This is a genomic window from Thermodesulfobacteriota bacterium (assembly GCA_026415035.1).
Lineage (GTDB): Bacteria > Desulfobacterota > BSN033 > BSN033 > UBA1163 > RBG-16-49-23.
Genome location: JAOAHX010000007.1, coordinates 65,925 through 85,512, shown reverse-complemented (window position 1 = coordinate 85,512; position 19,588 = coordinate 65,925). Strand labels below are relative to the sequence as shown.

The following is a 19,588-nucleotide window of genomic DNA, read 5'->3' as shown; positions in this document are numbered from 1 at the left end:
CTCACACCTCCTGGTTCAAGGCCATGGGAGCCGTGGCCCTCAAGGGCCGATAGCCTGGGTAACGGGACGAGGCCCCATCTCCCTCCACCATCGGTCTGATCAGACTGGAAAGGAGGTCCAGACAGTCGCGGATATAGATGACATTCCGTTCATTGATCTGTTTGAGCCAAGTCTTCAGGTGATCGATCTCTTTTTGATAAGAGGAGAGCCTGCTTCGATGGGGCGGTGGAAGAAGAGGCAGAAGGGAGGAAAGGGGATGGTCCACCCCGCCTTTCCCAAGGGAGCCAAGGAGTTTTTGGGCCCTCTTCCGAACCTCCTCTTCCAAGTTTCGGATCTTATGTGTCCAATCCTCAATCACCCTGACCGACCGAATCAGGGCCTCTGGGTCGCCCGACCTCAGACACCGGGCCTCCTCTTTCACTTCTCCGATCAGCTGACGATAATGGGACACCTCCTGGTCGAGAAGGCGATAGAGGGTATCGACCTCCTTCCTCCACTCTTCCATCCTGGGGTTGAACCTCCTTTCTCAGCGGGATCGCTCTCTCCCTCCTCATAAATTGTTGATACAGAACCTTGCCCAGGCCCAATCCTTCCCCCCTTCTCGAGATCGTCTTGCTGATCTCTTCGTCGAAAAGGGACTGGAAGACCTCTCTCTCCTGGCCTGCCTCGAAGAGGCCCGAGCGAGGAAGGGTCTGCCGCATCGTCTTAAAAAGTTGTTGGATCAGGATGGCCTCGAAATCCCGGCACGCCTGTTCCAGTTTCTTTGGATCTCTCTCCCGGGGACCTTGTAATTTTGGATCTCCCTGTCCTATGGGGGCATCATTTATCTTATTTATCGGCATCTTGTCCGCCCTTCTTGATCCTCATAGGATCTCAAGATCGGCCTGGAGCGCACCGGCTGCCTTGATGCTTTGAAGGATCGAGATGAGATCCCTGGGGCTTGCGCCAATGGCATTGAGGGCACGGATCAATTCCCCCAGGCTCACCCCCCCCTGAACAATCTTCAGGGGCTGACCCTCCTCCTTCACCGTCACGGTCGACTCAGGAGTGACCACGGTGGAACCGCCGGGTGCCACCACTATCCCCCCTTCCGGGGGAACAACGGTCGTGGCCGAGCCCCGGGGCGGCGGAGGTGCGAGAGGAGGGGGTTGGGAGACGTTGAAGGATTCCTTCACCTGGATATGGAGGGAGCCATGGGCGATGGCAACGGTGGAAATTCGGACATGCTCTCCGAGCACGATCGTGCCGGTCCTTTCGTTGATGATGACCTTGGCCACCGCATCCGGCACGACCTCCACCTTCTCCAGCAGGGCGATCAACTCGGCGACCCTCTCCTGATAGGGATCGGGAACGGTGATGGAGAGGGTGGCCGAATCGAGGGGCCGGGCATAAGGCCCGTTCAGAACCTGATTGATCGACTCTTTGATCTTGACGGCCGTGGAAAAATCGGGATTGAACAGGGTGAGAAGGAGTTCTTTCCTTCCGTTCAAGTTCTGGGGCAGCTCCCGCTCGATGTGCGCCCCTTTGGTGATCATCCCAACGGTCGGGTGGTTCTTCTGGACGCCCCCTCCCGCCGCTCCACCTGCGGCGAAGCCTCCGGTCAGGACCTGGCCCTGGGCGAGGGCATAGACCTGCTGATCCACGCCTTTAAGGGGGGTGAGCAGGAGGGTTCCGCCTTGGAGGTTCTTGGCATCTCCGATGGAGGAGACGGTCACATCGACCCTCGTTCCGACCTTTGCAAAGGGGGGGAGGACCGCGGTCACCATGACGGCCGCGACGTTCTTCGGTTTCACCTGACTCAATTTGTCCCGGTCGATATGGACGCCCATCCGTTCAAGCATGTTGATGATCGAGCGGATGGTGAATTCGCTCCCGGAACCGTCCCCGGTTCCGTTGAGCCCTACCACGAGCCCGTACCCGAAGAGGGGGTTGGTCCGGACCCCTTTGAAGGCCGAGATGTCCTTCAACCGTGCCGCTTCGGCGGGCAGGGCCGAGAAAAAGAGAAGGGTCAGGATTACGACGGTCGTCTTCACCCCACCGTGCACCTCCTAAAAAGGCCATAACCAGTCGAGAAGGTGGACCAACCAGCCGGGCCTCTGCTTGTCGCTGATCGCCCCATAGCCGGTCAACTCGATCTTGGCCTCTGCGATATAGGTCGATAACACGACGTTGGTCGAGGAGATATCCTCCGGCCGGACGATCCCCTCGATGGAGATATACTGGTTCTCGTTGTTAATCTGGATCAACCTCGTCCCACGGATCAGGAGATTGCCGTTGGGGAAGACCTGCACCACCCTGGCGGTGATATAGGCGTTCATGGAGGAGGAGCGGGTGGTCTCCCCTTTTCCATCGAATTGATTGGAAAAGTCGATCTGGTGGCTGGTCCCGATGGGGGTCTTATGGAACTTCCATCCTTTGGTGATGAGTTCGAATATCCCCGTCCAGCTGGCGTTCAGGCCGGAATCCCTGGCGGTCTTGGTCTCGGCGTTCTTCGAGGCCCTGGCCGACTCCACAATGCTGATCGTGACGATGTCGCCCACATTTCTGGCCTTCACATCGCTATAAAGATTGGCCGAGTGAGAAGGGGACCAGAGGCTTCCCTCTTCCTGGGAAGGGAGAGCGGGGGATGGGTGAGCGAGCCCTTCCTTGTCGACCTTATGTGGGATCAACCGGTGAACCTCGCTCGTCACGCAACCCGAAAGAACCAGCGCGCCTCCCAGAAAGAGCCAGAACCCCTTTCCGATCCGAGACCATTTCGCCATCATCGGCCCATCCTCATCAATCTCTTATTTCTAAAAGTCGACCTCCACCATCTGCTCGTTCATCACCCTGCCGGTCACCTCTTTTCGGCTCGTGAGGTTGATCAGCCGGATCCGATCTCCCCTCCTTCCCTCCTCCTTGGCCTCCCCTAATGCGGTGATCCGGAGCTTGGGGCTCTCAAAGAGGAGGATGACCCGGTCCCCTCGCCTGAGCAGGGGAGGTTCCTCTACGATCCCCGCCCTTAACACCTCCCCACGGTTGATCGAAATGGTCACCCGTTTCCCGACCACATCGCTTTTCTCGACGAGGTAATCCGGGGGGAGGAGGTTGAGGCTTCGGCTCACCCACTGGAGATCCTTCTCCTGGATCTCTTGATGTTTGCCCATATATTGGCCTGCCGCGAGGACGTCGGTGTAGACCTCAACCCTTCCGCTCACCCTGATCTTCCCCGCTTCTTTCCCTTGGGCCCGAAAGAGGATCGAAGTAGAGATCGTCCCCCCGCGTCGAGCCTGCTCCGGAAGAGTGAGCTCGGCCAGAAGGGGCCCTGGGGGGAGCACGACTTTTTCGTTGAGGTGAATGGCCTTGACCTCGACCCGGAACCGTTTTTCAGGGTAGAGAAGCTGATAGGCGGTGATTAAGCTCTTTTTCACCGTTTCTGGTTCGAACCCATTCCCTTCATGGAAGACCTCGAAGGAAAGAGAGGTCTGTCCCGTGGCCGCGGAGGCCATCAAGAAGAGGGTCCCGCCGGTTATGCCCGAAAGGAAGAGGAGGAAGATCTTTTTCTTCGGGTTTCTCATCCGAAGCCTCCTATCGCTTCAGGTTATTGGCCATCTGGAGCATGTCGTCACCCGCCTGGATCACCTTGCTCCCGATCTCATAAGCCCTCTGGGCCATGATCATGTGGATCATCTCCTCCACGACGTCCACGTTCGACATCTCCAAAAAGCCCTGGGCGAGGGTCCCAAATTCATCGGTCCCGGGATTGCCCTGGGTGGGATCTCCTGAGGCCTCGCTCGGGAGGAACAGGTTCTGGCCGATACTTCTCAACCCTGCGGGGTTCGGGAAGTTGAACAGCTGGATCTGGACGCTTCCGAGCTCCCTTCCGTCCGGCCCTGAGGCGACCAGCCGTCCTCCGGAGTCGATGGTGATCGTGGCCGTCCTCGGAGGGACGGCAAATTCGGGCTGGAGCCGATTTCCATGGCTGTCACAAATATAGCCATCCTTGTCCAGTTTGAAGGCGCCGGATCGGGTGTAGACCTCGCGGCCATTGTTGATCAGTTTAAAAAACCCCTTCCCCTCGATCGCCACGTCGAGCTCGTTCTTCGTGTTGACATAGTCTCCCTGGATGAAGAGTTTCTCGACGGAGACCACCTTCGCCCCCATCCCCACCTGAATCCCGGAGGGGACCTGCCCGCCGTCGGCGGTGGTGGCGCCGGCCGTCCGGAGGTTCTGATACATCAGGTCCTGAAAATTGGCCCGGCTCTTCTTGAACCCATTCGTGTTTACATTGGCAAGGTTGTGGGCCACCACATCGATATTGGTCTGCTGACAGGCCATGCCTGTGGCTGCGGTCCAAAGCCCTCGAAGCATCGTCTACCTCCTCCTCATCGAATTAGACCCTTCCCATTTCATTGACCACCTTCCCGGTGAGCTCGTCCTTGGCCTGAATCACCTTCATATTGGCCTCATAGGAGCGGAGGGTGTCGATCAGGTTGACCATCTCCTGTAGAGCATTGACGTTCGACTCCTCGAGGTAGCCCTGGAGGACCAGGGGGGCCTCCACCTCCCTCTCCTGTTGGGCCATTTTCGGGGCGAAGAGGGTGAGGCTTTCTTTGGTCAGTTGGGTCAGATCATCGAAGGTGACCAGGGCGATCCGGTCCGCCTCTTCCCCGTCCAGCTTAACCCTTCCATCTTTCTCGATGACCATCGCCTTTCCACTGACCTTGATCTCCCCCTTCTGGCCGAGGACCGGAAATCCGCTGGCCGAGACCAACCTACCCTCTCGATCCAACCTGAACTGACCGGACCGGGTATAACGAACCCCCCTCGGCGTCATCACCTTAAAAAACCCCTCTCCTTCGATGGCAAGGTCGAGATCGTTCCCGGTCTTTAGGATATTCCCTTGCTGAAAGGAGGTCCTCGAAGTGTCGGCCCTCTCGGCCTCCAAGGGGGTCAGGGCCTGGGCCAAGAGGAGGGAGAAACGGGGAACGTCCTTCTTATAGCCCACGACCTGGGCATTGCTCAGATTGTGGGAGATCAGGTGAAATCGTCTCTCTTCACGGAGCGCCCCTGCAGCGGATAGATCAAGCGATCTCATCGTCGTCTCTCCTTTAATCCCAAAATTTGCAAGGCCTGTGCCAAGGTAGTCTCCTTCGATTCCGGCCAGATAACGCTCATCGGACGGGCCCTTTTCCGACCCGATCGGGCAAAGAGCGCTCCGGCATGGGGAAATTTTTGCCCCCTTCGGTCTTGACCCTCGAGGCCTTCCACTTCTGGTTCACCCGGTAAACAAAAGCGAGGATCTCGGCAACGATCCGGTAGGTCTCCGGAGGGATCTCTTGTTGGAGGTCGAGCTGAGAGAGGATCTGAACCAACGCAGGGTCTTCCCGGATGGGAATCCCATGTTCCCTGGCCAGGGCGATGATCTTCTCCGCCAACCAACCCTCCCCTTTGGCCGTCACCTTCGGGGCCCGATCCTTTTTGGGCCGGTACCTGAGAGCCACGGCCTTTTTGAGCGATCGCAATGGTGAGGTGGGTTTTCCCATAGAAGTCCTCTCTCCCGGCTCTCCCTTGCCCAGGACCCGTGGCCCGGGAGGCCTAACAGAAGAGGTCAAACGATGAGATCCAGAAAGGGCCTTTCCCCTCCCTTGATCTCGGCCAAAAAATTCTCCAAAATCTTCTCGGCCCTTTGAGTGGTCACCTCGATCTCGGGTTGAAATCCAAGCCCTACCAGCCTTTCCAGAAGATCGGGAAGATTCTCTCTGAAGAAGGTCGCCACGTCCTCCTGGCTGAAAAGACACCGTCCGAGAAGCCGCCTGCCGATCGTCTGAACCTCGATGCTCACCTTCCCCCACTCCGGCAGGTGAAGAAGAAATTGGATCGTCCTTCCCTCGCCTTCGGAGGGCTGCGGATCTTGGCGGCGATGGAGGGACACCTGAAGATCGACAAATCGGAGGAAGCCGTCCATCCAAAGGGGGAGGAGGAGAAAGAGCTTCCCTCCGGTCTGGAAAGAAGCGGCCGAGAGTTGTTGATAGGCCTCGATCCTCTGAAGAAGGAGGTCTACGCCTTCAAGGAGTTCCTCCAATTCCCTTGGCCCTAAGGCCGAGGCTTCCAATCCCTTTCGTTCATGGAGGAGCTGGCCCTTCAATCTCATCAAGAGGCCTTTGAGATCTCGAGGCCACCTTTCCTCGTTGCGGTTCAGTTTTCCCTCTTTGACCACCTCTCCGAAAAGGACCCCGAAGAAGAGGCCGCTTCCGGCGATCCATCTCTCGATCTGTTCGGGACCGATCAAACCCGATGGCCCCGGAGAAATCGACGTCCCCAATTGCCACAGACGCTCTATCGTCGCTCGAATCTGAGGAGGGCCCTTCTCTCTCGCCCACTCCCAGATTTGATGGAGCCGCTGGGAGAGCGCTTCCGAAGGGAGGGCTGTGAGAAGGGAGGCGAGGCCTCGCTTGGCCTCGCTCGAAAGCATCTCCTCTTCTCCGGGAAGGAGTTTGAGAAGGATGTGGGGCCGGAGGGCCGTCACCTCAAACCTTCCCTCCATGCCCTCCCGGAGAGGGATCCGGCTCTCCACCTTGAAAACAGACTCCTTCACTTGAAGGATCGCCTGTCGGCCATCGATCACCTCGAGGACCTTCCCCTTGAGGACCTGGCCTATCTCCAAAGGGAGAAGGGCCTTCATCGAGGTTGCATCGAGGCGAATCAGCCCAGCGGTGGTGGATGTCGGGGAAAAGAGCGTTTTCACGTTAGGGAGTGGAGGACAAGGAGGGCAGGGTCAACCCTCAAGGGCTCTTGAAGGGGGACGCCTCCTCGTATCGCCTCAGGTTCATGATGAATTGGATGGCTCCGACGGAAAGCCCGGTCTCCTTGGCGATCTCTGAATAGTCTTTCCCCTCCTGGGCCATCTTAAGCACCTCTTCCTCCGATTCTTTCGGGGAGACCTCCTCGGCGATCGGACGATCATATCGGTCCAGATCGATCTTCATCGCCCGCAGGGCCTCGATCCTCTCGTCCAGTTGGGCGATCAATCCTTCTGCGATCTTCTTCCGCTCTTCGAGAACCTTGGAAAGCTCCTCATAGAGGCGCTCCGATTCCTGAACCCACTGGGCCAGACCTTCGGGGTTTCTTCCCGCGGTCCCTGCGGGCCTGAGAAGGGCTAAAATCTTCCTAAAATAGACCACCATAGCCACGATCAGAAGGAAGATGCTCCCGGTCAACAAGAGGTATCCGGACTCCAAAGAACTGAAAAGAGAATTCAAGTTCACCATGCGCTCCCTCCTTTTCGATTGAGACAATTCGGCTCAGATGACGATGTCAACGATCTTGCCAGCGGAGGAGGGCTCTCCTCCCTCCTCAGGCCCTCGCCGATGGCCCTTCTCCTCTTCCTCTGGGCTCTCCTTCACCTTTGGTCTCCGCCTCTGAAGGGGGAGGTCCCGTTCGGAGGGCCTCTGACCCGTGTCCTTGGAGCGATCCATCGGCCGAAGTTGGCCAAGCGGGGTCGAGGAGCCGATCTCTTCGGACATGAGGATCACCTTCCCTCGAAGATTTTATTGATCTTTTCCGTAAGGGTCTCTGCGGTGAAGGGTTTCACCACATAGTTGTTCACCCGATACTTGACCGCCTCGATCACATTCTCTTTCTGCCCTTCGGCGGTCACCATGAGGAAAGGGATGTCCTTCCACGCCTGGCTTTCCCGCACCGCCTTCAAGAGTTCAAGCCCGGTCATCTGAGGCATGTTCCAGTCGGAGATGATAAAATCGATCTTCTCCCGCTTGAGGACCTCCAAGGCGGCCATCCCATCCTCGGCCTCGAAGATGTTGGCGTAGCCAAGCTGTTTGAGGACGTTTTTGATGATCCTCCGCATGGTTGAAAAGTCATCCACCACCAAAATGTTCATCGTTAAGTTGGGCATCGGACTTCTCCTTTGGCATGAGATGGAAGAGGCCCTGGGGCCTCTTCGTCTTCTCTCAGGTAGGCCTTCAGGCGAGACCTCAGTTTCAAGATCGCCTTGGCATGAATCTGACAGATCCTCGATTCGGTGAGGCCCAGGACCTCACCGATCTCCTTCAACGTGAGCTCCTCGTAGTAGTATAGGGATAGGACGGTCCGTTCCTTTTCCGAAAGGGTGTCGATCGCCCTGGAGAGGAGCCCTTTCAGCTCGTTGAGGCTGTATTGATGAAAAGGGTTGTTCTCTTCCTCTCCGGCAAGGATCTCCACGACGTCCTCGATGGAGACCCGGGGGCATCGCCTCAGGACCTCCTCGGGATCGATGGGAGAGAGGCCCTGGAGATCCTTGAGGGTCCGGTAGTACTCGTCCAGGGAGAGGCCCATCGCAGAGGCGATCTCCTCGTCTTCAACGGCCCTCCCGTTTCGCCTCTCCAATTGCTGGATCGTCCGTTCGATCTGGGTGGCCTTCTGCCGGAGGGAACGCGGGACCCAGTCCATGGTCCTCAGCTCGTCGATCATCGCCCCGCGGATCCGGAATTCGGCATAGGTTTTAAACTCTACCTTCTTCTCGGGATCGAACTTCGATACGGCGTCCATCAGACCGATGACCCCTGCGCTGATCAAATCGTCCACGCAGATGTGGGAGGGAAGCCTCATGGCCAGCCGATGGGCGACATGCTTGATCAAGGGCGCATAGCGCAGGATGACCTCGTTTCGATCTTCCGAGGAAGAAAAAGGGGCGGAGGCTGGATCCACCGCTGGCTCCGGTCGGGTTCGGTATAGGGTTTTCGGTTTCACACCATCCCCCTTTCCAATTCGAGACGGTTCTGCGCCTGGAATAAGCTCTTCCAGAAGAACTGGATCCCGCCCGTGGGCAGCGGAGGCAAAAGTCGGTCTTGGAGAACCCGGGCAAGATCCTCAAAGCGCCGGCTCGACTGGGCCGCGGGAAAGACCTCCAGCACGGGCTTCTGATGTCTCACCGCTTGCGGCAGCTTTTCATCGAAGGGAATAAACCCCAGATAATCGATGGAAAGGCTCTTCAAAAACCGGTCGATCACCTTGCTGATCTTCCGAAAGACCCGTTTCGCCTCCTCTTCGCTCGAGACGAAATTGACCAGCACCATGAAATGCCTCTTCTCGAAGTGGGTCGATAAGACCTTGATGAGGGCATAGGCATCGGTCAACGAGGTCGGCTCGGGCGTGACCACCACGATCGACTCCTGGGCCGCCATGTTGAAGTAGAGGACGTTGGAGGAGATCCCGGCCCCCGTGTCGATCAAAAGGAGGTCGATCTCCTCGGCCAGAAGCTCCACCTCCTCCAACAGGAAGAGTTTCTGGGTCTCGTCGAGGTGGACAAGGCTCGAGACGCCCGAGCTGGCGGGGAGGATGCGGATCCCGCCGGGCCCCTCGATGAGAATCTCTGGAAGGGTCTTCTGACGTTGGAAGAAATGCTCGATCGTAAACCGCGGAACCAGACCTAACAGGACGTCGATGTTGGCCAACCCCAGGTCGGCATCGAGGACCAAAACCTTCTTCCCCAATCGACTGAGGGCCAGGGCCAGATTGACCACCACGTTCGTCTTCCCCACCCCGCCCTTCCCGCTCGTGACGGAGATGACCCGTGGAGAGCCCCTCAGGCCCTCCTTCTGCTCCCTCTCCCGGCCAGGAAGGTAGCCGGTTCTCCCATCCAAAGACGGGGCCATCAGCGTTCGCAGTCCTTCTGCTTGATCCATCCTCTTCACCTCTTCAATGGAATAGGAGCGTATCGAGCACCATGTGGGCCACCCGGGACTTGGTGGCCTGTTCTATGTCCTCGGGGACGTTCTGGCCATGGGTCAGGTAGGACAGGGGCCTCTTGTATCGCATCAGTTGATTGAAAAGGGGGATATAATGGGTCGTTTCGTCCAGCTTGGTGAAGATGTAGCTGGCGATGGGGATCACCCGGAACCGGTCCACGATCCAAGCGAGGTCGGTCTCTTTCATCGTCGCGCTGAGGAGGAGGTGATTCTCGATCTTCGGATGCGCGGTCATAAAATCTTTCAGTTCCTCCATGGCCTCGGGACTCTTCGGACTTCGGCCGGCCGTGTCGATCAGGAGGAGGTCCCGGTCCTGATGCTGTTCGATGATCCGTCTCAGGTCATCGGGCCGATAGGCCACCTCGAGAGGAAGGCGCAAGAGCTGGGCATACTGTTTCAACTGTTCCACCGCGCCGATGCGGTAGGTGTCGGTCGTGATCAGCGTGACCCGATCGGTCTCCTTCAACCGGTAATGGGCCGCCAACTTCACCATCGTGGTCGTCTTTCCGATTCCGGTGGGCCCGACAAAGGCCCAAACCCTTGGCCGGCTCGGGGAGGGGACCATCACCTCCACCTGTTCCATCAATCTCCAGTTGAGAAGACCCCGGTAGGCCTCCGGGAGGGGAACGGCAAGAGGCCTTTGATGGAGGTCATGGATCGCCTCGGCCAGCTCCTGGACGAATTTAGGATAGAGGCCCGCAGAGGTGAGTTTCTGAAGAAAGCGTTCCTCTTCCGACCTCCCGGATAAAACCGCGCCCTCGGAGGGGGAAAGCTGGTAAAAACGGGGAGGGATCGGGGTCTCCGATGCCCCGGCAGGAGGACGATCGATGGCGGCGACGACTTCGATCCCCCCTTTGACCTTCCGGGTCGAAAGGATGATCGCCTCCTGGCCCATCTCCTCCTTCACCTTCCTCAGGACTTCTTGCATGTCTTTTCCTGAATACGGTTTAATCTGCATACCAATCCCCTCTTCCCTTCTCCCTCACCCCTCTCAAATCGTCACCGTCCCCAACGATTGAATCTTGGTATGCGGAGGCAATTCGGTATGGGAGAGGACCGCGATCTGGGGAAGCAGTCGGTCGAGCAGGCGTTTCAAATGCCTCCGCAGCACCGGCGAACAGAGGAGAACGGGTTGATAATTGAGTTGGGTCATCCTTTCGAGAATCTGGTGGAGGTTGGAGACGATCTTCTGAACCAGGCTTGGCTCCAGAACGAGGGTCGTCCCATAGTCTCCTTTCTGGATTCGGTCCCGCAGCAGGTCTTCGGTCTGCTGATCCAGGGTGATGAGGGGCAGGACCCCTTCCGGCGTCTCATACTGTTTGACGATGGTCCGGGCCAGCCGCTGCCGGACATATTCGGTTAAGAGATCGGGGTCTTTGGTCAGGGGGGCATAATCCGCCAACGTCTCCACGATGGTCAGCAGATCCCGGATGGAGACCCGTTCTTTCAAGAGGTTCTGCAAGACCCTCTGGATCGTGCCCAGAGAAAGAAGCTGGGGGGTCAACTCTTCCACGGCCTTCGGATATTGTTGGCCCAGGCGATCGAGCAATTTCTGGACATCTTGCCGTCCCAGGAGCTCATCGGCATGGGATCGAAGGACCTCCGTCAGATGGGTGGTGATGATCGTGGAGACGTCGACCACGGTATACCCCGCGAACTGGGCCTCGTCCTTCCGCTTCTCAGGGAGCCAGAGGGCGGGAAGTCCGAAGACCGGTTCACGGGTCGGAATCCCCTCGAGATCCCGTTTGACCTCCCCCGCGCTGAGGGCCATCACAAAGCCCGGCATCACCTCGCCCCGGGCCACCTCATTCCCTTTGACGAGGATGCGATACTCCCCCGGCTTCAGCTGGAGATTATCCCTGACCCGCAGAGGGGGAACGATGAACCCCATCTCAAGGGCGAACTGGCGCCGGATCGATCGGATGCGATCCAGGAGGTCTCCGTTCTGCTCCTCGTCCACGATCGGGATCAGACCGTATCCCACTTCCAGCTCGAGCCGGTCGAGGTTCAAGAAGGATTCCACCGGCTCCGGTGCGGTGGGGGGAACCAATTTTCGGGCCTCCTCGGCCTGTCGCCTCTCCACCCGGCTCTGCTCCTTGTAGACGAGGTAGCTGAGAAGGCCGACGACTAAGGAGAGGCCGATGAAGGGCAGATGGGGAAGCCCTGGAATCAGTCCCAAAAAGAAGAGGATGCCTGCCGAAAGGGTGATGGCCTGGGGCTGGAGCCGGATCTGGTTTCCCAGTTCCCTCCCCATATGGTGCTCCGAGGCCGCCCGGCTCACAATGATTCCCGCGGCTGTGGAGATCATCAAGGCGGGTATCTGAGAGACCAGGCCATCCCCGATCGTCAGGACCGTGAAGGTCTCGGCAGCGGTTAAAAAAGGCATCCGGTGCTGAAAGACCCCGATGAGAAACCCTCCGACGATGTTGATGAGCATGATGAGCAGGCCTGCCACGGCCTCTCCCCTCACGAATTTGCTGGCCCCGTCCATCGCGCCGTAGAAGTCGGCCTCCCGGGCAATCTGGGCCCTCCGCTTCCTCGCCTCCTTTTCGTCGATCAACCCGGCATTGAGGTCGGCATCAATGCTCATCTGTTTGCCGGGCATGGCGTCGAGGGTGAACCGGGCAGCCACCTCGGCAATCCGGCCGCTTCCCTTGGTGATGACGATGAAATTGATGATGACCAAAATGATGAAGATGACGAAACCCACGAAGTAGTTTCCGCCGATGACGAAATGGCCGAAGGACCGGATCACATAGCCGGCTGCCGTTGTCCCCTCGTTTCCGTGGAGGAGAATCAGGCGGGTCGTGGCGATATTGAGGGAGAGTCGGAAAAGGGTGGTCATCAGCAGGAGCGAGGGGAAGGTGGAAAACTCAAGAGGGGTCTTGATGTAGAGGGAGGTCAGCAGGATGATCAGCGAGAAGGTGAGGCTCACCGAAAGGAGAAGATCGATCAGGAGCGCAGGTAGGGGCAGGATCATGACGAGGAGAATCGAAACCACCCCTGTGGCCAGATAGAGATCGGCCTGTTGGATCTTTCGAACCCCTTTGAAAATGGAAAGGAAACCCTCCGGTCCGCCCATGGTCTCAACCTCTCCGGTTCTTCAAGCGATAGACATAGGCCAAAATATCGGCCACGGCCTGGTAAAACTGGGAAGGGATCATCTGCCCCACCTCGACCGTCTTATAGAGGAGTCGGGCCAGGGGGGGGTTCTCGATCACCGGGACCTGGTGATGTCGGGCGATCTCGACGATCTTTTCGGCGATCCATCCCGAACCTTTGGCCACCACCTTGGGGGCTTCCATCTTCTTCATTCGGTAGAGGAGGGCAACGGCCAGGTGGGTGGGGTTGGTGATGATGACATCGGCCTTCGGCACCTCCGCCATCATCCTCCTCCGGGCGATCTGGCGCTGGAGGCTCCGGAGCCGCGCCTTGACCATCGGATCGCCCTCGGTCTGCTTGAACTCCTCCTTCACCTCCTGCCTCGTCATCCGAAGATTTCGCTCATAGGTCCATCGTTGGAAGAGGTAATCCAAACCCGCCAAGAGGCCCATCAGAGCGCCCGTCCGGAGCAGGAGGCCCCAGGCGAGGGACCCCACCGAACTAAAAATGGCCTCGGGCGATCGATCCATGAGCAGGAGAAGATCGGGCAGCGCCTTTTGGATCGTCAGGTAGGCCATCCCACCGATGATGATCAATTTGAAGATCGATTTGAAAAGCTCCGCCACCGATTGCTTCGATAAGAGGCGCTTCAATCCGGCGATCGGATTCAGTCGGTTCCAATCCCACTTCAACGCCTCGGCCGTGATCAACGTTCCGCTCTGGACGTAATGGCTTCCGACCGAGATCAAAAGGAGCACGGTGAGGAGGGGGAGGAGGATCGTCAAGACGGATCGAACCACCTCTTCGCTCATCAGGAGAACGGCCTCCGAGGAGAAGGTCCTGGCCCCGACCCTTTGAAAAGAGAGGACCATGAGGTCGGACAGGTGGCGACAAACATAGGAGCCCAGGAGGACGAGGAAGGAACCTCCTCCGAGGAGGAGAGCGACCGAGGGGATCTCCCGGCTCTTGGCCACGTGGCCCTTTCGCCGGGCCTCCTCCCGCTTCTTCGGCGTCGCCTGTTCCGTCCGTTCCGAAAAGGACTCCTCCGCCATGGTCACTCCTTCATGAGGGGCAAGAGGGTGGTCACCAACCTCCGGCCCGACTCATCCATCCACTTTCCCAGGCTTACCCAGAAAAGGTCCAGTGAGAGGCCGATCATGATCAACCCCAGCCCGATCGTCAGAGGAAAACTGGCCATCAATAAATTCATCTGGGGCATCGTCCGGGCGATGATCCCCAGGGCGATCTTGATCAACAGCAAAATCGCCAAGAGGGGGGCCACGATCTGGATCGCCAGGACGAACATCCTCCCGGAGAGCCGGAGAAACTGATCGAAGAGGCCCTCTTGGAGATGGATCCCGCCGGGCCGGATGAGTTGGAAGCTTTGGGCCAAGGCCCGGAAAAACCAGTGATGGCCATCGACGGAGAGAAAGAGGAGCAGCCCGATCAGAAAGTAAAATTCGGTCATCACCGTCGATTCCGATCCGAACTGGGGGTCCATCACCCTGGCCATTCCGAACCCCATCTGGGTGCCCGCGATCTCACCCGCCAGCTGGAGCCCAGCGAAAACCATGCGGATCGAAAGCCCCAAGACCAATCCGATGGCCATCTCGGAGAAGACGAGGAGCCCGAAACCCACGGGCTCGCTCGGAAAGGCCGTCTCCTCGATCGCGACGGAGGGAAAAAGAACCAGGCTGAGGATCAGGGTGATGGCCGCCTTCACCCGTTGCGGCACATTCCGCGATTGAAAGAGGGGCATCAGGAAGACGATGGGGGCGACCCGCACCACCACGAAGAGCCACTGCTGGACCATGGGGAGGGTCCACCGAGAGAGATCGTTGACCAGATGAATTTCTCCGCTCATCGCACCCATCCAGGCAACTGGGTCAGCAACCCTTCCATATAGGTGACCATTTTCTGAAGCATCCACGGCCCCAAAAAGAGGACGCTGACCAAAACGGCCACGATCTTTGGAACGAAGGAGAGGGTCATCTCGTGCATCTGGGTGACGGCTTGGAAGAGGCTGATGAGAAATCCCACCACCAACCCCACCCCCATGATGGGAAGGGAGAGAAAGAGGGTCATCTCGATCGCCTCTTTGGCCAGGTGGAGCACCAACTCCGTATTCATGGGCGCAATCCCGCTAATAAAAACTCTTCACGATGGAACCCACGATGAGATGCCACCCATCCACCAGGACGAAGAGAAGGATCTTGAAAGGAAGGGAGATCATCACCGGAGGGAGCATCATCATGCCCATCGATAAGAGGATGCTCGAGACCACCATATCGATCACCAAAAAAGGAATGAACAGGACGAAACCCATCTGGAAAGCGGTCTTCAGTTCGCTGATCATGAAGGCCGGAAGGAGAACGGCCGTAGGGACCTCCTCCATGTTTTTCGGCCTCGGCATCTTGGAGAGGCTGACGAAGAGGGCGAGGTCCTTCTCCCGGGTCTGCCGGAACATGAATTGGCGGATCGGTTTGATGGCCTCCTCGAGGGCCTTCTCCTGAGAGAGCTTCTTCTCCATGTAGGGGAGATAGGCGTTCTCTTTAATGGCCTGCCAGACCGGACTCATGATGAAGAAGGTGAGAAAGAGCGACAGGCCGATCAGGACCTGATTGGGGGGCATCTGATGGATTCCGATCGCATTTCTTAAAAAGGAGAAGACGATGATCAGCCGGGTGAAGGAGGTCATCATGATCAAAATGGCGGGGGCCAGCGTGAGAACGGTCAGCAGAAACAGGATCTGGATGGCCACCGAGGCATCCCCTCCCTTTTTCGAGCCCTCGACCCCGATCTTAAGGGTGGGAAAGGTGAGGGGGGAGGATTGGCCTGCGACCTCCGAGGGGAGGAGGAAGAAAAGGAGGATGCAGATCCCGCAGAGAAGAGGAAAGATGGCTCCTGCCTTACGTCCCATAAATCCACCTCGTCCACCTGCTCCTTCTTTCCCCGGGTTTCTGGAAAAGGGGCGGAAGGGAAGGATGGGAAAGGGGCCCAGGCGGTTTCTTCTCTTCGGGGATCACCAGCCGGTCGATCCACTCCCTGTTTTCGATCTTGGTGAGAAGGGTGATGGCCGCATCCGAAATCCCCAGGGCCAGGACCTCTCCACCGATCTCCACCAGGGAGAGGTACTTCTGGGGCGCAAGACACTGGGTGGCCAAGATCCGGACCTCCGGATGAGGCACCGATCCCGCGAAGCGAGCCCGCCCCCTCTTCAGGAACCCGCTCAAAAGGAAGAGAAAAACGAGCATCCCTCCCAAGACGAGCATCATCTTTACAATGGCCCAGGTCATCTTCCTCAACTCCCTAACTGTTTTACCCTCTCGGCGGGGCTGATGATGTCGGTCAGTCGGACGGCGAACTTCTCGTTGACAACCACCACCTCCCCACGGGCCACCAGCTTCTGATTCACCAGGATCTCCAAGGGTTCTCCGGCCAGTTTGGAGAGTTCGATCACCGATCCCTGGCCCAGCTGGAGGAGGTCACCGATCAGGATCTTCGTCCGACCTAACTCCACGGAGACCTCCAGGGGAATATCGAGGATGAAATCGAGATTGGGATGGGCCTTAGGGGAAGAACCCTCCTCGCTCAACTTTAACTCCCGACCCATGGTCTCCTGGACCTTCTGTCCCTCCTGCTCCATCGCAGACCTCCTTCCCTCCTTGATCATGGAATGATGGCCAGATCGGGGCCGGCCTTTGGGCTCATAGAGGCCTTAAGCCGAATTTATCCTCCCTTCGATCTGGATCGCCTTGTTCCCTTTTAAAATCCCTGGCCTCGCCAAAAATTTCGGGACCCCCTCCACTTCGACGATAAGGGGGCTTGCAGGGTCCTGGTCTAAGGGGATCACGTCACCCGCCTTCCAATTCAACAGATCTTGAACCCTCACCCTCGACCGTCCCAGTTCCACCCTGACCTCCACCTCGGCCCCCTGCAATCTTTCGAAAAGCCTCGAGATCCAGGTCTGGTCCACCTCCAGCTGGTCGCTCTGGAAGCCGGCGTAAAGTTTTTCTTTGATCGGTTCGATCACCGCGTAGGGGATGCAGAGGAGGATCTCTCCGATCGCCTGCTCCAGCTCCACCTCGAAAGGGACCTGGACCACGAGATCGCTGCCGGGGACGATGGTGACGAATTGGGGGTTGATCTCGCTTCGGACATGCTGAAAGGTGATCGGGTGCACCAGGTTCCAGGCCTTTTGAAGGTCGGCGAATACCAAGGAAACGATCTTCTGAATCAGCCTCAATTCGATGGCCGTAAACTCCCTTCCCTCCACCCGATAATGGGTCTTTCCGGTCCCCCCGAAAAAAATATCGAGAAGCGTAAAGATCAGTTTGGCTTCCAAGGAGAGGACGGAGTATCCCCGGAGGGGATCCATGCGAAAGACATGGAGGCTGCTGGGGAGGGGAAGGGTCTTCATGAACTCCCCGAATTTCTTCATCTCGATACTCTTCGGAACGATATCGACCTCCCTTCGTAAAGCGGTCGAGAGGCTTCCCCGGAAGAGCCTGCAAAATTGATCGTTGATCACCTCGAGACTGGCCATTCGGCCACGGATGACCCGGTCCTGGTTGGCAAAGTCATAAAGCCTGAGATCGGACCGCTCGACGGGTTCCGGCGAAGCGGCCACCTCCCCGTTCTCCATCCCCCTCAAGAGGGCATCGATCTCTTCCTGGGACAGAATCTTTTCGGGTGCCATTATTGAACCACGAACTCAGTAAAATAGACGGTCTTGATCTTCAGCGTGCTGAAGACTTGGTTGGCTTGCTGGAGGATTTCCTCCTTCAACCTCATCTTCCCGGAGGCATCGGCGATCTCCGCATAGGTCTTGCTCGTCAGGATGCTCAGAAGCAGGTCCTTCAACTGCGGAAGACGCTTTTCAAACTCCTCCTGGGGCTTCGAAGAGTCACTTTCGAGGTCGATCTTGACCTTCAGATACCTGGGAAAATCGGTGTCGGCCAGATTGACGATCATCGACTCCAGGCTGTAGAGATGGCCCTGGGAGGGACTCCCCGACCCTTTTTCGAGGCTCGACTCCTCTCCCTTCTTCCCCTTGATGGGCAAGAGCGAGGGCGCCAGAAAGACCACCGCTCCGACCGCAACCACGATCAAGAGGCCAAAGATCCCGACGAGGAGGAGCAACTTACTCCCTTTTTTAGCCCCTTTGGCCGCTGAATCGGCCTCTTTTACCTTCTCTTTCTCTTCTGCCATCTTTTGAGGTCCGGGATCGATTTTTGAAGAGGGAAAGAGCAACTGTTATGCCAAGGGATGAAATGGTCTGGAAACTGTTTAATCCTCTGAGAAGATTGAATTTTTCACAACTGCCGATGGGCGGGAGAAAAGAGGAGGCCGTCAAGATTCAGGCTTTTCGTCAATGGTTTGACAGAATGGAGGGGGCTCATGCTATGCGGGGGTCGGGAGGAGGGAAGGCCTTCCTCCCCCCTCCAACGTAATCACCAATTAGGCTATCGGATATTGATCAACTGGGAAAGCATCTCGTCCGTGGTGGTGATCACCTTGGTATTGGCCTGATAGCCTCTCTGAATGATGATCATCTTGATAAATTCGGCAGCCATATCTACATTCGACTCCTCGAGCATGGAAGCAGAGATCGTTCCCATCCCCCCCACCTTGGGCCGGTTGAAGAGGGGTTCTCCGGAGGCGGTGGTCGCCTGAAAGAGGTTGGCCCCTTTTCGGGTCAGGCCGTTGAGATTGGGAAAATCGGCCAGGGCGAGGCAGGCGATCTTACGCCTCGTCCCATTCGTATAGCTGGCAATGATATTGCCCTCCTCGTCGATGCTTACCCCAGAGACCGTCCCGGCCGCATATCCATCGTGGGACAGAACCTGGATGGCAGACGGAGAACCGTATTGGGTCGTCCCGGTAAAATCCACCCTTGTCGGAGGCGGGGTCAAACCGTTGGCGAAGGTGATGGGTGGGTTCTGAGCCACGTAAAAATCGACCGGCATCCCTGTGGTCAACTGTCCGTCTGTATCGAAGTTCAAGCTGCCAGATCCATAGGCCACAGGAACCCCCGGGGTCCCGCCCTCGACATCGGCGCCGTCGATCAGGGCGTTCCATTGCCAGGTCTGATCGGCGGTTTTGGTGAAATAGACCCGAATCTGGTGGGATTGGCCAAGGGAGTCATAGATATTGAGGGCCGTGGAAAAATGGGACGTTCGAGACGGGTTGTTGGGGTCGAAGGTGAGACTCGATTCGGTGGCGTTCAGGTTGAGCACCATGTTGACCAGGCTGGTGACCCGGGGAGGAACCATACTGTTCATGTTAATCTGGATATCGGAGAGCGTCTCGATGAGGCTCGTGCCCGTGCTATCGTAGAGATATCCCTGGACACGATAACCGAGATTATTCACATAGTAGCCCTGGTTGTCGATATGGAAATGGCCGGCCCGGGTATAGAACATCTCCTCTGAAAGGGGATCCTCCACGATGAAAAACCCTTTTCCGTTGACGGCGACATCGGTGGAGACGTCTGTCGTCATCAACGAACCTTGGATGAAGTTGGCATCCACGGTCGCCACCTTCACTCCGGCTCCGGTTTGGTTTCCCCCTGAGACGCCGGTGAGCGAAACTCCGAGGACATCTTCGAAATGGGCGGTGCTGCTTTTGAACCCTGTGGTGTGGAGATTGGCGATGTTGTCTCCGATGACGCGCATGGCCGTCGCATGGCTGTCGAGCCCCGAAAGTCCCGAATAAAAGGACGATGTAATGGACATGGTGAAAACCTCCTTTCCTTTAAT

22 protein-coding genes and 2 pseudogenes are annotated in these 19,588 nt (G+C 57.6%); all 24 read right to left on the bottom strand.

Annotation, left to right across the window (positions count from 1 at the left end):
• Window position 1: 1 nt before the first annotated feature.
• The 24 genes and pseudogenes from N3G78_06325 to N3G78_06210 all read right to left on the bottom strand — a co-directional run bounded on the left by N3G78_06325 (window position 2) and on the right by N3G78_06210 (window position 19,564).
• On the bottom strand, window positions 2–505 hold the full coding sequence (locus N3G78_06325) for a flagellar protein FlgN (protein MCX8117525.1): 504 nt from the start codon (window positions 503–505) through the stop codon (window positions 2–4).
• Window positions 506–863: 358 nt separating this feature from the next.
• Window positions 864–2,033, bottom strand: coding sequence for a flagellar basal body P-ring protein FlgI (locus N3G78_06320; GenBank protein MCX8117524.1), 1,170 nt, complete (start codon window positions 2,031–2,033; stop codon window positions 864–866).
• Between the two features lie 15 nt (window positions 2,034–2,048).
• Complete coding sequence (locus tag N3G78_06315; protein ID MCX8117523.1) at window positions 2,049–2,762, bottom strand: flagellar basal body L-ring protein FlgH; 714 nt, start codon at window positions 2,760–2,762, stop codon at window positions 2,049–2,051.
• A gap of 30 nt (window positions 2,763–2,792) precedes the next feature.
• A complete protein-coding gene (gene flgA, locus N3G78_06310; GenBank protein ID MCX8117522.1) occupies window positions 2,793–3,557 on the bottom strand; it encodes a flagellar basal body P-ring formation chaperone FlgA in 765 nt (254 codons plus the stop codon).
• A gap of 10 nt (window positions 3,558–3,567) precedes the next feature.
• On the bottom strand, window positions 3,568–4,350 hold the full coding sequence (gene flgG, locus N3G78_06305) for a flagellar basal-body rod protein FlgG (GenBank protein ID MCX8117521.1): 783 nt from the start codon (window positions 4,348–4,350) through the stop codon (window positions 3,568–3,570).
• Window positions 4,351–4,372: 22 nt separating this feature from the next.
• A complete protein-coding gene (gene flgF, locus N3G78_06300) occupies window positions 4,373–5,077 on the bottom strand; it encodes a flagellar basal-body rod protein FlgF (protein ID MCX8117520.1) in 705 nt (234 codons plus the stop codon).
• Window positions 5,078–5,249: 172 nt separating this feature from the next.
• Window positions 5,250–5,525: pseudogene (locus N3G78_06295) on the bottom strand (EscU/YscU/HrcU family type III secretion system export apparatus switch protein).
• 65 nt (window positions 5,526–5,590) lie between these two features.
• A complete protein-coding gene (locus tag N3G78_06290; protein MCX8117519.1) occupies window positions 5,591–6,727 on the bottom strand; it encodes a flagellar hook-length control protein FliK in 1,137 nt (378 codons plus the stop codon).
• Window positions 6,728–6,764: 37 nt separating this feature from the next.
• A complete protein-coding gene (locus N3G78_06285) occupies window positions 6,765–7,250 on the bottom strand; it encodes a hypothetical protein (protein MCX8117518.1) in 486 nt (161 codons plus the stop codon).
• A 33-nt stretch (window positions 7,251–7,283) separates the two neighbouring features.
• Window positions 7,284–7,505: a hypothetical protein gene (locus N3G78_06280; GenBank protein ID MCX8117517.1), complete on the bottom strand. Its 222-nt coding sequence runs from the start codon at window positions 7,503–7,505 to the stop codon at window positions 7,284–7,286.
• 5 nt (window positions 7,506–7,510) lie between these two features.
• Window positions 7,511–7,894 (bottom strand): chemotaxis response regulator CheY, encoded by a 384-nt coding sequence (locus tag N3G78_06275; GenBank protein MCX8117516.1) that lies wholly within the window; start codon window positions 7,892–7,894, stop codon window positions 7,511–7,513.
• Window positions 7,882–8,727, bottom strand: a complete 846-nt coding sequence (locus N3G78_06270; GenBank protein ID MCX8117515.1) for a FliA/WhiG family RNA polymerase sigma factor — start codon at window positions 8,725–8,727, stop codon at window positions 7,882–7,884. Before N3G78_06270 ends, N3G78_06275 begins: the two co-directional genes overlap by 13 nt.
• The gene (locus N3G78_06265) at window positions 8,724–9,662 is read right to left on the bottom strand and encodes a MinD/ParA family protein (protein ID MCX8117514.1); all 939 of its coding nucleotides are present in this window, start codon (window positions 9,660–9,662) and stop codon (window positions 8,724–8,726) included. The genes N3G78_06270 and N3G78_06265 overlap by 4 nt, the downstream gene beginning before the upstream one ends.
• Before the next feature lie 13 nt (window positions 9,663–9,675).
• Complete coding sequence (locus N3G78_06260) at window positions 9,676–10,683, bottom strand: hypothetical protein (protein MCX8117513.1); 1,008 nt, start codon at window positions 10,681–10,683, stop codon at window positions 9,676–9,678.
• Window positions 10,684–10,716: 33 nt separating this feature from the next.
• Complete coding sequence (gene flhA, locus N3G78_06255; protein ID MCX8117512.1) at window positions 10,717–12,807, bottom strand: flagellar biosynthesis protein FlhA; 2,091 nt, start codon at window positions 12,805–12,807, stop codon at window positions 10,717–10,719.
• 4 nt (window positions 12,808–12,811) lie between these two features.
• Window positions 12,812–13,879: a flagellar biosynthesis protein FlhB gene (flhB, locus tag N3G78_06250; GenBank protein MCX8117511.1), complete on the bottom strand. Its 1,068-nt coding sequence runs from the start codon at window positions 13,877–13,879 to the stop codon at window positions 12,812–12,814.
• 2 nt (window positions 13,880–13,881) lie between these two features.
• Window positions 13,882–14,691 (bottom strand): flagellar biosynthetic protein FliR, encoded by an 810-nt coding sequence (gene fliR / locus N3G78_06245; protein MCX8117510.1) that lies wholly within the window; start codon window positions 14,689–14,691, stop codon window positions 13,882–13,884.
• Window positions 14,688–14,957, bottom strand: coding sequence for a flagellar biosynthesis protein FliQ (gene fliQ, locus N3G78_06240; GenBank protein MCX8117509.1), 270 nt, complete (start codon window positions 14,955–14,957; stop codon window positions 14,688–14,690). The genes fliR and fliQ overlap by 4 nt, the downstream gene beginning before the upstream one ends.
• Window positions 14,958–14,970: 13 nt before the next feature.
• Window positions 14,971–15,747 carry a flagellar type III secretion system pore protein FliP gene (gene fliP / locus N3G78_06235; protein ID MCX8117508.1) on the bottom strand — a complete coding sequence of 259 codons (777 nt, stop codon included), beginning with the start codon at window positions 15,745–15,747 and terminating at the stop codon, window positions 14,971–14,973.
• Entirely contained in the window at window positions 15,737–16,123 is a 387-nt protein-coding gene (locus tag N3G78_06230; protein MCX8117507.1) for a flagellar biosynthetic protein FliO, read from the bottom strand. The genes fliP and N3G78_06230 overlap by 11 nt, the downstream gene beginning before the upstream one ends.
• Window positions 16,124–16,128: 5 nt before the next feature.
• A pseudogene (gene fliN, locus N3G78_06225) lies at window positions 16,129–16,386 on the bottom strand (flagellar motor switch protein FliN).
• A gap of 159 nt (window positions 16,387–16,545) precedes the next feature.
• On the bottom strand, window positions 16,546–17,526 hold the full coding sequence (fliM, locus tag N3G78_06220) for a flagellar motor switch protein FliM (protein MCX8117506.1): 981 nt from the start codon (window positions 17,524–17,526) through the stop codon (window positions 16,546–16,548).
• A complete protein-coding gene (locus N3G78_06215) occupies window positions 17,526–18,038 on the bottom strand; it encodes a flagellar basal body-associated FliL family protein (protein MCX8117505.1) in 513 nt (170 codons plus the stop codon). The genes fliM and N3G78_06215 overlap by 1 nt, the downstream gene beginning before the upstream one ends.
• A gap of 254 nt (window positions 18,039–18,292) precedes the next feature.
• Entirely contained in the window at window positions 18,293–19,564 is a 1,272-nt protein-coding gene (locus N3G78_06210) for a flagellar hook protein FlgE (GenBank protein MCX8117504.1), read from the bottom strand.
• Between the last annotated feature and the right edge of the window lie 24 nt (window positions 19,565–19,588).